Source organism: Citricoccus nitrophenolicus, assembly GCF_047305825.1.
Classification (GTDB): Bacteria; Actinomycetota; Actinomycetes; order Actinomycetales; family Micrococcaceae; genus Citricoccus; species Citricoccus nitrophenolicus.
Map to the genome: position 1 here is coordinate 1,616,750 of NZ_CP063070.1, position 12,415 is coordinate 1,629,164.

Genomic DNA, 12,415 nt, shown 5'->3' on the forward strand with positions numbered 1-12,415 from the left:
GTCATTCCTCTCCGGCACCGGTCGATGCCTCATCGAACCAACTCGTTCAACACTAAACCTTTTCCATGGAAGACGTCCTCCTCCAGGCCCCCTGCACGGTGTCAGGGCGACCGCTCCGAGGGATGGGTGGTGAGCGGCCCCCAGGGTGTGCTGGACTGGCCCCATGGACCCTGAACTCTTCTCCCCGACCTGGTGGGGAGGTGCCGCACTGTGGATGGGCGGAACCACGTTTCTGTTCCTCTCCATCCGGCGGCTGATCACCGCGAACCCCCACCGGGAGATTCCGCAGTTCTGGGGCCGCCCGGAGAACTTTCCGCGCATGGTCTACGCGTACCGGGCGGTGGGGATCGTCATGCTCCTCCTGATGGTCAGGATCGGGTCCGAGACCGGGGGAATGTGGCCTGTCCTCCTGATGGTGGCGGCCTTCGTCCCCCTGTTCATCGCCAACACCCACCACCACCTTCGGGTCCGCAGGCGTCGCACACTGTCACTCGTTTAGACCCGCGGGCGGGGTCCGGCCTACAGTGGAATCGACCATCCCGAGCGGCTGAGAGATCTGGCTCCGTGACGCCGCAGCAACCCGTGGTCCGTACCGGCCCCTTCTGAGGGCGCCACGTCGGCCACCAGGTGCTACCGCCAGATTCGATGGAAAGAAGGTTCTGTCTTGTCTGTTGCCCCGAACGCCACCACCGCCCAGGCCGCCGCCCTGCCCGCTCCGCTGCCGGCCGGCGTCGTCGATTCCGCCGATCCCAGCGTGCACCCGGGCCGCCCCGCCCAGCTGTTGCACGGCGGGCTCGGTGACGGCGAACCCGTCAGCGAGCAGGAGCGCCTGGCCTTCTGGGACGCCGCCGCGCGCCGCCTCGACTGGGACACCGAGTGGCACACCACCCACTCGTGGACAGACCCGGACCCGCTTGCGGAGCGCGGCCCGGAGATCCGCTGGTTCGAGGGCGGAAGGCTCAATGTGGCGGCGAACTGCGTGGACCGGCACGTGGCCGCCGGACGCGGGGACAAGGTGGCGCTGTACTTCGAGGGAGAGCCGGGCGACCGCCGCGCCGTCACCTACGCGCAGCTGCAGCGCGAGGTCAGCCAGGCCGCGAACGCACTGATCGAGCTGGGCATCGGCAAGGGTGACCGCGTGGTCGTCTACCTGCCGGTGCTGGTGGAGACCGTGGTCATCACGCTGGCCTGCGCGCGGATCGGCGCCGTGCACTCGCTCGTGTTCGGCGGCTTCTCCGCCGAGGCGCTGAGGTTCCGGGTGGAGGACACCGGGGCCAAGCTGCTGGTCACCTCCGAGGGCCAATTCCGCCGCGGCAAGGCCGTGCCGGTCAAGGCCAACGCGGACGCCGCCGTCGCCGGCGAGAACAACATCGAGCACGTGCTGGTGCTCAACCGCACCGGGCACACGGACGTCGAGTGGACCGAGGGGCGGGACGTCTGGTGGCACGAGATCGTGGACCGCCAGCCGGACACGCACACTCCCGAGGCCTTCGGCGCCGAGACCGAGCTCTTCATCATGTACACCTCCGGCACCACGGGCCAGCCCAAGGGACTGGTGCACACCTCAGGCGGATACCTGACGCAGGCGTCCTGGTCCCACGACTACCTGTTCTCCAACCCGGACGTACAGGCCCGCGAGCGGGACGTGCACTGGTGCACCGCGGACCTCGCCTGGGTCACCGCGCACACCTACGAGATCTACGGACCGCTCTCCAACGGGGTCACCCAGGTCATCTATGAGGGCGTGCCGAACGCCCCGCACCCGGGCCGGCACTTCGAGGTGATCGAGCGCTACGGCGTGACGAGCTACTACACGGCGCCCACGCTCGTGCGATCCCTCATGGGCTGGTTCCCCGATGGGATCCCCGCGGAGTATGACCTGAGCAGCATCCGCCTGGTCGGCACCGTGGGCGAGGCCGTGAACCCGGAGGCCTGGACCTGGGCGCGCACCCAGATCGGCCGGAACCGGCTGGACGCGCTGGACGCACGGCTGCAGGCCGAGACCCGCGACGCCGGCGCGAGGGTTCCGCGTGACGGTTCCGTGGGCGTGCCGATGGTGGACACCTGGTGGCAGTCCGAGACCGGGGCGACCATCCTCTCCCCGCGGCAGACCGACGCACGGTTCAAGCCCGGCTGCGGCTCCCGCCCGCTGCCCGGGGTGGACGTGGCCGTGGTGGACGAGACCGGCGAGCGCGTGGCCACGGGCCTCCAGGGCAAGGTGGTGGTGACCCGCACCGGGCCGGCCATGGCCCGCACCGTGTGGGGCAACCCGCGGCGCTACTTCACGTCCTATTGGAAGGACTACGCCGAGCAGGGCTGGTTCCTGGCCGGGGACGGGGGGAAGTATGACGAGGATTCAGACCTGTGGATCCTCGGCCGCATCGATGACGTCATCAACATCTCCGGCCACCGCCTGTCCACCATCGAGATCGAGTCCGCGCTCGTCTCCCACCCGGGCGTGGTGGAGGCCGGGGTGTGCCCGGTGCCGGACGCCAAGACCGGGCACGCCGCCGTCGCCTTCGTGGTGGCCCGGGAGGGCGTGGGTGAGGAGTCGGGTGAAGCACTCCGTCAACACGTGGGCACCGTGATCGGCCCCGTGGCCAAGCCGCGTGACGTGGTCTTCGTGCCGGATGTGCCCAAGACCCGCTCGGGCAAGATCATGCGCCGCCTGCTCACGCAGCTCTACGAGGGCACCGCCCTGGGGGACACCACGTCCCTGCAGAACGAGCCCTGCGTGGGCCAGATCGCCGAGGTCATGGCCGCGCGCCACTGACCTGCCCCGGTCCACGCCGGAGGCGCGGGTCACACGGCACAAGGCCACTGTGCCGTTTCAGGACTGAGGAGACCCAGACATCGTCGGAATGCTGTTCATCCCCCTGGGACTCGCCGCACTCGCCTGGCTCGCCACGGAGATCGGGGCGGGCGATCCGGCCTTCGCACTGTGCGTCGCCTTGGTGTCGCTGGGGTCTGCCCCGTTCGTCGGTGACGCACTGGCCCGCGCACTCCCCCACCGGTGGTCTGCCGTCCCCGACCGGGCCCTCACGGTGTTCCATCGGTTGGGCGCCGGATGGTTCAACCGCTTCCTCAGCCTGATCGGCTGGAACGCACTGATTCTGAGGATGCGCCAGCCCCTCCAAAGTCCGTCCGACGCCGTCGACTACGCGCGGTCACTCCGAGCCTCGGCCGCCGGGCACTCCTGGGGCCTCATCCTGCACCTGGTCTTCGCCGTGACCGCTCTGGTCACTGCGGGAGTGCCGGCTGCCCTGCTGATCCTGGTCCCCGGCCTCCTCCTGCACGCGTACCCCGTGATTCTCCAACTGATCGGCCTCCACCGGCTGGAGCCGATCCTGGCGGCCCGCCGCTGATATGCATGCCCGTCCATGAGCAGGCACCACGTCCCTGCCGCACGAGCCCTGTTTGTCCCAGTAGTGCGGCATGGTGATCAGCCACGGCGCGGTCGTCACGGCCGGAACGCTCACCGGCCCGCCTGCTGGAAGGGGTCGGTCGGCTCATCCGGGGCCAAGGTTTCATGGCCCGCCCGCAGATCGGCCTCCCACGCCGCAGGGTCCGGAGCCTTTTCAGCCTCGAGCGCACGGACCGGTTCTGTCACCGGAACGAATCTCCGACGTCTGGACTCGCGTCGGTGGGCGTCAGTCGTCTGCCGTGCCATAGGTCCAGTAGGAGGACAGGGAGAGCATCCGCCGGTCCACGCCGCGGTCCTCGGTGAGGTGGCGGCGCAGGCGCTTGACCATGGTCTTCTCCCCGTGGACGAAGGCCTGCACGCGGCCTGCAGGCCACTCCTCGGCCCGGATCGACTCCACGGTGGTCGCCAGGTGCGTGTTCTGCGGCGTGTACTCCCCGCCGCGATGCAGCCAGTGGATGGTCACGCCGGAGGGCCCGGCCAGCTCCCACTCCTCGCCCGGGCCGCCCACCTCGATGAAGGCCTTCCCCGCGGCGGCCGGGGCCCTCGCCGCGAGGTCTGCCAGCGCTGCGGAGATGGCGGGCAGGGACGATTCGTCCCCGACCAGCAGGTGGGCGTCCGCCGAGGCATCCGGGGCGTACTTGCCACCGGGCCCGGCGAAGGCCACCTTGTCCCCCACCACGGCCTGCGCTGCCCACGGTCCGGCCACGCCGGAGTCACCGTGCAACACGAAGTCGATCACCAGCGTCTGAGCCTCTGCGTCCACCGAGTGCACCGTGTAGGTGCGGCGGACCGGGCGCTGGTGTTTCGGCAGGTCCTTGCGCAGGGCCTGCACGTCATAGGGCGGTTCCAGTCCCAGGGCCGGGTCCACGAAGAGGATCTTCACATACTTGTCCGTGAAGTGGTGGTCCCGGAAGTCCGCGAACCCCGGGCCCCCGAGGGTCAACCGCTGGAAGTGCTCACCGAGCCGCTCGGTGGCCACCACCTGGAGCACCACCTGCTGGCGCTTGCCGCGTTCCATCGAGCGGGCCATCGAGTCACGGGTCTCCACCGGTCCCAGCGCGCCGTGCCCGTGGTGATCATCGTGCTGATCCTGACGGCCGTGCCGGTCTTGGGAGTGCCCGGGGTGACCGCGGCGGGGCTCGCGCTCCTCCTGGCCCGCCTGCCCGCGCATCCGGGCCGCCTTCAGGGCATACTTCGCCGCCTTGTACTCGTACTTGGCCACGTCATACCGATCCCGGGCCGCGCGGTACCGCTCGTAGGCCTCATCCGTGGCGGGCGTGCTCAGGTGGTGTTTGCGTCCCATGGGTCCTTCCGGTGGCACGGATCCGTGCCTCCACTTCAGCGTACGGCTCTGAGCGGTGGCGCCGATAGTGCCACCGCCACGTGGCCGGGGTGCCGTAGCAGGCCGGCCACTCGTCGCCGCCTGAGGAACCGGACTCCTTGCGCCGGCTCACCGGCGGAAGGAGGCCCCCCGGTGGTCCGGGGCCAGCTGCGGCCCGCGGCCCAGCAGCCGCTCACGCAGGGTTCCCGCGCCGTCCGGCCCGGCGGGTTCCTCCGGCAGCAGCCCCCGGCGGCGCAGCTCCGGGGACACCAGATCGGTGAACCGCTCCAGGTCTGCGGGACGGACCGCGGCGGAGATGTTGAAGCCGTCCACGTCCGTGGCCTCCTGCCAGGCCACGAGCTCGTCCACCACGGTCTGCGGGGAACCGGCGATCACCGGCCCACGCCCACCGATCGCGATGAACTCGGCCAGCGCCCGCACGGTCCAGGTGGTGTCCGGGGACAGCTTGGTGAAGGCGGCCAGGGCGGACTGGTTGGCCTCGGTCTGGATGTACTCCAACGGCGCGTCCGGATCGTGCCCGGAGAGGTCCACGCCCGTCCAGCCACCGAACAGTGCCAACGCACCGTCGATGTCCACGTACTCGCGGTAGCCCTCCAGCCGCGCCTGGGCCTCCTCGTCAGTCTCTGCCACCACCACGGTGGCCATGGTGAAGACCTTGATCGCGTCCCGGGACCGGCCACTGGCCTCGAGCCCGTCCCGGACACCGTCCACCCAGGAACGCACCAGTCCGGTGGTGTTGCCGATGAAGAAGATCGCCTCGGCATGGTCCACCGCGAACTGCTGGCCGCGCTTGGAGGCCCCGGCCTGGAACAGGAACGGGGTGCCCTGCGGCCCGGGGTGGGTCAGGGCCTGGTCCGGCACGGAGAAGTACCGGCCGCGGTGCCCCACCGGGTGCACCCGCTCCGGGTCCACGAAGACCCCGCGTTCGGCGTCCGCCACCACGGCGCCGTCCTCGAAGGAGGACTCGAAGAGCTTGTACATGACCTCCATGTACTCATCGGCCCGGTCATAGCGCTCGTCATGCGGGATCTGCTGCTCCATGCCGAGGTTTCGGGCGGCCGAGTCCTGGTAGGAGGTCACCACGTTCCAGGCGATCCGCCCGCCGGTGAAGTGGTCCAGGGTGGCGAAGGTCCGGGCCAGCAGGTAAGGCGACTCATAGGTCACCGAGGCCGTGACGCCGAACCCCAGGCGCTCCGTGACGGCAGCCATGGCCGGCACCACCACGAGGGGGTCCAGCAGGGGCACCTGCACACCGCCGCGCAGGCTGGCGTCCGTAGAACCGCCGTGGACGTCATAGATCCCCGGGATGTCCGCCAGGAACAGTGAGGCGAAGCCTCCGCGCTCCAGGGTCCGGGCCAACTCCGTCCAGTACGACAGGGTGTCGAAGCCGGTCACGCCGGACGCGGGGTGGCGCCAGAGTCCGGGTGACTGGTGCACCGGCACCATCATGTCGAAGGCATTGAGCAGCATCGGCCGGCTCGTCGGGTGGCTCATACGGTGGTCCTCACAGGGCTCTCGGAACGGGGGTCCTCCACCGGGTCGGCCGGTGCGGTGTGCAGATCGGTCAGTTCCACTCCGCGCCGGTCCCGGGCGGGGTCCTTCGCGGCCAGGCCGGCGATCACGGAGAGCGCCGCCAGGACCGTGAGGTAGCCGGTGATCAGCCACGGGCTGTCCCCGCCGGCGGCGAACAGCAGGGCAGCGATCATCGGCATCAGCCCGCCGCCGAGCACCGTGCCGACCTGGTAGCCCAGGCTGACGCCGGAGTAGCGCACGTGCACGGGGAACTGTTCGGCGAACCAGGCGGCCTGCGGTCCGTAGACGGCATCGTGGATGAGGTTGATGCCCAGGATCACCACGAGGGGCAACAGGCCCAGCGGGCCGACGTCGAGGAAGGCGAAGAAGACCCACCCGAACACCCCGATCGCCGCGTAGCCGGTCACGGACACGCGGCGGCGGCCGACCCGATCGGACAGCCAGCCCCAGAACGGGGTGGAGGCCAGACCGATGGCCGAGGCGATCATGACGGCGGTGACGCCGGAGGTGGAGTCCCCCCGCTCGTCCCGCAGGAAAGTCAGCATGTACACGGTGATCAGGTAGTAGATGGCGTTCTGGGCCAGGCGCAGGCCGATGGTGACCAGCAGGGGCCGTCGATGGTCGGTCAGCAGGACCTTCAGCGGTGCCTTCTCCACGTTGCCGGAGGCCTGGTGCTCCAGGAACTCCGGGGCGTCCGAGACCCCGAGCCGGATCCACAGACCCACCGCCACCAGCAGGGCCGAGAGCAGGAACGGGATCCGCCAGCCGAACTCGGCGAACTGTTCGGCGGTCAGGGCGTTCTGCACCAGGAAGAACGCCCCGGTGGCCAGCAGCATGCCGGCGGAGGAGCCGATCTGGGTGAAGGAACCGAAGAAGCCGCGGTGGCGCGCCGGGGAGTGCTCCACACTCAGCAGCGCGGACCCTCCCCACTCGGCCCCGGCGGAGATGCCCTGCAGGATGCGCAGGGTCACGAGTCCGGCCACGGCCCACCATCCGATGGAGTCGAAGGTCGGCAGCAGGCCGATCAGAGTGGAGGCGATCCCCATCAGCAACAGGGACGCCACCAACATGGACTTGCGGCCGATCCGGTCCCCCAGGTGGCCGGCGATGATCCCTCCGACCGGCCGGGCGATCACCCCGACGGCGAGGGTGGCGAAGGAGGCCACGATCCCGCCGAGCTCGGTGGCCATCGGAAAGAACTGGACGTTGAAGATCAGGGCCGCAGCCGTGCCGTAGAGGTAGAAGTCGTACCACTCGATCGTGGTGCCGGCGAAGGCCGAGGCCAGGACACGCTTCTTGCCGTGGACCACGTTCCGTGGCCGGGCGGGGGTGGTGGTCTGGGTCATCGCTGCGACGCCCCCTTCGCGGTCTCGTTGCTCTCGGTACTCTCGGTACTCTCCGCGTTCTTGGCATCGCCGATGGCGTTCAGCCCCTCGGGCAGGGTGCCGTTGATCCAGTAGTCCCCCAGGGATCGCGCGCGGAAGGCGATGGGGTTGTGGGTGGCCACCGTCTGGGCGTTGCGCCAGTGCCGGTCCAGTGCCTTGGAGGTGGACGTGGCGGAGGCACCGACCGTCAGGAACAGGTCCTGCGCGGCACCTATGCCGAGCTCCGGGACGGTGATCATGGCGTGCTCCACCGCCACCTCGGCGCCGTACAGTTCTGCCGGCAGCGTCCCGGAGAAGTCGGGGCGGTCTGCGCCGGAGGCCACTGCCGCGGCGACGCCCTCGTCCAGGGAGCGGGCCGCGTGCACCACCGTGGCCTCGGCGGTGAAGGCCTTCGCGGCGATGCGGCCCGCGGCCTCCTGAATGATCGGGTCCTGGCTGAAGGTCAGGCCCGAACCGGTGTTGAAGGTGCGCTTGCGGCTGCGGATGACCGCGGCCGTGTCCCGGCGGGAGGCTCGGGCGATCCCGGCCAGCACGGCCAGCAGCACGAGCTGGAAGAAGGCCGCCTCATGCACGGCCTCCGCGGAGCCGGGGACCCGGTCCATCACGGCGTTCGGGGCGAGGGGGACCCGGGAGAAGACCGCGGTGCCGGTGCCGGTGAGCTTCTGTCCGAAGCCGTCCCAGTCGTCCTCCAGAGTGACGCCCTCCGCGTCGGTGGCCGCCACGGCGAACTGACGCCCCTCCAGGGCCGCACCGTCCGGCCCCACCCGTGCCGCGGAGACGCGCGTGTAGTCCGAGTAGATGGAGCCCGTGGCGTAGAACTTGGTCCCGTTGAGCTCCACACGGCCCCCGCCGTCAGCACTGTCACCGGTCTCGGTCAGCGTGGTGTTGAGGGCGCCCAGGGCATTGCCGCCCTTCTCGGTGGAGGCGTTGCCCACGGTGGCCCCGGCCAGCACCCGCGGGTACCAGGCCTCCTGGATCTGCCGGGGCTGGAAGCGCAGGGCCTCGAGGAAGCCATAGTGGGACCGGTAGATGTGGGCGACGTTCGAGTCCGCCTCGGCCAGGTCCATGAGCAGCCGGAAGAAGTCCACCAGGGACACCTCGGGCCCGCCGTGGTCCGCCGGGACCCGCAGGGTGCCGAAGCCGGCCTCGTCCAGGGAGCGGACGGCCTCGAAGGGCAGGTCTCGCTCCAGCTCCCGATCCACGGACCCCGCGGCGATCTGCTCGAACAGTGGCTGGAAGTGCGCGCGGAGTCCCGCATAGTCACGGGGAAGGTCCGCGGCGAGGTTGACACCGGGCCTGACCGTCTTGCCCGTCACGGGGTGCGGGGACACGGTGCTGGTGATCGTACTCATTCGGCGGTCCTCTCGGTCACACCGAAGGATCCCCATGGCCTGGGCTCCGACCGGCCAGTGGCCGGTACCTCCCGGGATCGAGCGACGCGGACGTGCCGCAGACCGTGGATCTCCATCGGTCCTGGCGGTAGCACCCGGCACGGGACGGAATCCCCACGGGTTGCTGCGGCGTCACGGAGCCAGGTCTCTCAGCCGCTCTGGATGGTTACCGTCCCACCGTAGCGGAGCATGCGACCGGCCGTGACGCAGATCGCGTCACGGGAGGAAATGTGCGTCCCGGCCCCTGCCAGTGCCAGTGCCAGTGCCAGAACGGTCAGGCCTCGGGGAAGATCTGTCCGATCGGCTCCGTCTTCTCCGCCTGGAAGGCCTCCTCGGCCCGCCCGTAGGCCCAGTAGGCGGACAGGGACATCTGCTTCCGATTCACCCCACGGACGTCCGCGAGGTACCGGCGCAGGTCCTTGACCATCTCCCTCTCGCCATGGGCGAAGACCTGGACGACCCCCTCACGCCAGGGGGTCTCGATGATCGCATGGGCCAACCTGGTGGACTCGGGGCTGAAGGGGCCCCCGCGGTGCAGCCACCGCACCTCGAAGCCCTCCGGCGCGGTCAACGGGATCTCGTCCTCCGGGCCGGCGACCTCCAGGATGACCAGTCCGGAGGCATCCACCGGCATCGCCTCCAGGGCCGAGGAGATCGCCGGGATCGCCGATTCATCCCCTGCCAAGAGGTGCCAGTCGGCAACAGAGTCCGGGAGGAACATCCCGCCGGGCCCCCCGAAGGTCACCAGGTCACCCGGCTGCGCGTTGGCCGCCCACGGCCCCGCGAGACCGTCCTCGCCGTGCACCACGAAGTCCACGTCCAGCGTGCCTGCCTCCGGGTCCACGGAGCGCACGGTGTAGGTCCGGCGGACGGGCATCCGCTCTGGCGGCAGGGTCTCGCGCAGCTTCTCCATGTCATAGGGCATCTCCAGGCCCAGTGCCGGGTCCGCGAACATCAGCTTGATGTACTTGTCCGTGGCGTCCTTGTCCTGGTAGTCGGAGAAGCCCTCTCCGCCGAGGGTCACCCGGACCATGTGCGGGCTGAGCCGCCTCGTGGCCACCACCTCCAGCAGCACCGGCGGCTTGGGCCGGCGCGGCGGGCGTACGGCCCCCTGTCCTGCTGCCGCGGCACCGGTCCGCGTGGTGGAGGGGTTGGTCGTCATGACATCACTTCCTAGTTCGGCATCGTCAAGCCCTTCCGGCCATTAAGGCACGAACCGATACCGGAATGCACATGTCTGGGCCTTCGCGTGACGCCCGCATGACGCCGAGCGGATCACTCCCCGTCCAGGATCAACTCCTCCGGCGCCGGGAACGGCAGCCGGAAGGTCTCGGCACCGGCGCCCACCGCCGAGGCGGCACCGAACTCATCCGCCACCACCTCAAGGCCTTCCGGACCGACCTGACTGATCCGCACGGGCCGTTCACGGCCGTCGGGCAGCCGCAACACGTGCCGCCCCGCCAGGAAGGCGAGGCCCCGTTCCTCAAGGGCCTCCTCTGCCTCGAGCCAGTCCACCGGCCCGCCCACCGGGCGGCCGAGGATGTCCCGGGGACGGAACCGGCCGCCGTCGGGCACCATCCATCCGACGCACTCGCCGTCCTCGCGTCGGTGCTCGATCCAGTCCCCGGGTAGCGTCATGCGGCAGAGGCTAGCACCGGCCCGGCAGCCACCGTGACGAATGCCTCGGCACCCACGCAGGATCGGATGCGGCGGTCACCGGGGAATACGGGCACACTGTACGAGGTTGGACTACCGGAGCCCACCGGCTCCCGCTTGCTTGTCAGAGAGGAACGCCGTGCCTGCATCGGCCGCCGAAAGCCCCACCGCCACATCCGGCGAAACCACCCGGAAGACTGCCGAACCGGCCGTTCCCGCCGGCGGCACCCGGGTCATCGCCCTGCTCGTGATCGCCGCCTTCGTGGTGATCCTGAACGAGACCGTCATGTCCGTGGCCCTGCCCGAGCTGATGGACGATTTCGCCATCAGCGCCTCCACAGCACAGTGGATCACCACGGCCTTCATGCTGACCATGGCCGCCGTGATCCCGATCAGCGGGTATCTCCTGACCCGGCTGCCGTTGCGCACGGTGTTCATGATCGCCATGACCAGCTTCCTGCTCGGAACGCTGCTGGCCGCCCTCGCTCCAACGTTCCTGGTGCTCGTGGCCGGCCGAGTGGTCCAGGCCGTCGGCACGGCCATCATGATGCCGCTGCTGTTCACCACGGTGCTCAACGTGGTGCCCGCCCACCGGCGCGGCCGGACCATGGGCGTGATCTCCATCGTCATCGCGGTGGCCCCGGCCACCGGCCCCACCCTCGGCGGCGTCATCCTCGATGCCCTGGACTGGCGCTGGATGTTCTGGATCATGCTGCCGATCGCCGCGATCGCCCTGGTCCTCGGCGCCACCATGATCCGCAACGTCACTGAGACCCGTGACCTGCCCCTGGACGTGCTCTCCGTGATCCTGGCGGCCCTCGGCTTCGCCGGCCTGGTCTTCGGCCTGAGCAGCATCGGCTCTGCCGCGGAGGGCAACGCACTGGTGGCCCCGTGGATCCCGCTGGCCGTGGGCGTGCTGTCCCTGGCGGTGTTCACGTGGCGTCAGCTCGGCCTGCGGGACCACGCCCTGTTGGATGTCCGGGCCTTCGGCACCCCCACCTTCACCATCTCACTGGTCATGATGTGCACCGGGATGATGGGCATGTTCGGCACTCTGATCGTCCTGCCGATCTACCTCCAGTCCGTGCTGGGCCTGGACGCCATGCACACCGGCCTGACGCTGCTGCCCGGTGGCCTGCTGATGGGGGTCATGGGCCTGATCGTCGGACGGCTCTTCGACCGCTTCGGTGCCCGCCCGCTCGTGGTGCCCGGGACCGCCGTGGTGGCCACGGCCCTGTGGGGCATGACCACCCTAACCGCGGAGAGCACCCAGTCCACGGTGATCGCCTGGCACATGCTCCTCAACGGCGGGCTGTCCTTCATGTTCTCCCCGCTCATGACGTCCGCCCTCGGCTCCCTGCCCCGCCGCCTGTACTCCCACGGCTCGGCCATCCTGTCCACCCTTCAGCAGGTGGCGGGCGCGGCCGGCACCGCGGTCTTCATCACGGTGATGACGACGGCGACCCTCGCCGGCGCGGACAGCGGCGCCGAGCCCGTGGCGGCCCTGATGACGGGCATCCACAACGCCATGGTCTGGGGCGCCGTGATCTCCCTCGTGGCGTTCGCGGGCTCGTTCTTCGTGAAGTCCATCCCCGCCGACGAGGAGCCGGACGTGCTCTCCGGTGAGCGGACTCCGGACGAGGCCCCCGTCCACTGACCCCACCCACCCCCATCTGGAGGTCGA

At 69.9% G+C, this 12,415-nt stretch carries 10 protein-coding genes and 2 riboswitches; of the genes, 4 read left to right on the forward strand and 6 right to left on the reverse strand.

Annotated features, from left to right (window positions below; all coding sequences use genetic code 11):
• Positions 1 to 163: 163 nt before the first annotated feature.
• The 3 genes from IMT31_RS07380 to IMT31_RS07390 all read left to right on the forward strand — a co-directional run bounded on the left by IMT31_RS07380 (position 164) and on the right by IMT31_RS07390 (position 3,365).
• The gene (locus IMT31_RS07380) at positions 164 to 499 is read left to right on the forward strand and encodes a hypothetical protein (RefSeq protein ID WP_413544284.1); all 336 of its coding nucleotides are present in this window, start codon (positions 164 to 166) and stop codon (positions 497 to 499) included.
• Positions 500 to 531: 32 nt separating this feature from the next.
• Positions 532 to 652, forward strand: a riboswitch (SAM riboswitch).
• A gap of 12 nt (positions 653 to 664) precedes the next feature.
• On the forward strand, positions 665 to 2,773 hold the full coding sequence (locus tag IMT31_RS07385; protein ID WP_413544285.1) for an AMP-binding protein: 2,109 nt from the start codon (positions 665 to 667) through the stop codon (positions 2,771 to 2,773).
• A gap of 88 nt (positions 2,774 to 2,861) precedes the next feature.
• Complete coding sequence (locus IMT31_RS07390; RefSeq protein WP_345354214.1) at positions 2,862 to 3,365, forward strand: hypothetical protein; 504 nt, start codon at positions 2,862 to 2,864, stop codon at positions 3,363 to 3,365.
• 285 nt (positions 3,366 to 3,650) lie between these two features.
• On the opposite strand, the gene IMT31_RS07395 is transcribed toward IMT31_RS07390, so the two are convergent.
• The 6 genes from IMT31_RS07395 to IMT31_RS07420 form a co-directional block, all read right to left on the reverse strand.
• A complete protein-coding gene (locus IMT31_RS07395) occupies positions 3,651 to 4,727 on the reverse strand; it encodes a siderophore-interacting protein (protein WP_413544286.1) in 1,077 nt (358 codons plus the stop codon).
• Positions 4,728 to 4,874: 147 nt separating this feature from the next.
• Positions 4,875 to 6,260, reverse strand: a complete 1,386-nt coding sequence (locus IMT31_RS07400) for an LLM class flavin-dependent oxidoreductase (RefSeq protein WP_413544287.1) — start codon at positions 6,258 to 6,260, stop codon at positions 4,875 to 4,877.
• On the reverse strand, positions 6,257 to 7,645 hold the full coding sequence (locus tag IMT31_RS07405) for an MFS transporter (RefSeq protein WP_345354208.1): 1,389 nt from the start codon (positions 7,643 to 7,645) through the stop codon (positions 6,257 to 6,259). The genes IMT31_RS07400 and IMT31_RS07405 overlap by 4 nt, the downstream gene beginning before the upstream one ends.
• Positions 7,642 to 9,036 carry an acyl-CoA dehydrogenase family protein gene (locus tag IMT31_RS07410; protein WP_413544288.1) on the reverse strand — a complete coding sequence of 465 codons (1,395 nt, stop codon included), beginning with the start codon at positions 9,034 to 9,036 and terminating at the stop codon, positions 7,642 to 7,644. The genes IMT31_RS07405 and IMT31_RS07410 overlap by 4 nt, the downstream gene beginning before the upstream one ends.
• Positions 9,037 to 9,145: 109 nt before the next feature.
• Positions 9,146 to 9,244, reverse strand: a riboswitch (SAM riboswitch).
• A 105-nt stretch (positions 9,245 to 9,349) separates the two neighbouring features.
• Positions 9,350 to 10,237 (reverse strand): siderophore-interacting protein, encoded by an 888-nt coding sequence (locus IMT31_RS07415; protein ID WP_413544289.1) that lies wholly within the window; start codon positions 10,235 to 10,237, stop codon positions 9,350 to 9,352.
• Positions 10,238 to 10,350: 113 nt separating this feature from the next.
• A complete protein-coding gene (locus IMT31_RS07420; RefSeq protein WP_413544290.1) occupies positions 10,351 to 10,713 on the reverse strand; it encodes a hypothetical protein in 363 nt (120 codons plus the stop codon).
• 157 nt (positions 10,714 to 10,870) lie between these two features.
• Here IMT31_RS07420 and IMT31_RS07425 point away from each other — a divergent pair, with 157 nt between their 5' ends.
• Positions 10,871 to 12,388, forward strand: a complete 1,518-nt coding sequence (locus IMT31_RS07425) for a DHA2 family efflux MFS transporter permease subunit (RefSeq protein ID WP_345354200.1) — start codon at positions 10,871 to 10,873, stop codon at positions 12,386 to 12,388.
• Positions 12,389 to 12,415: the final 27 nt, after the last annotated feature.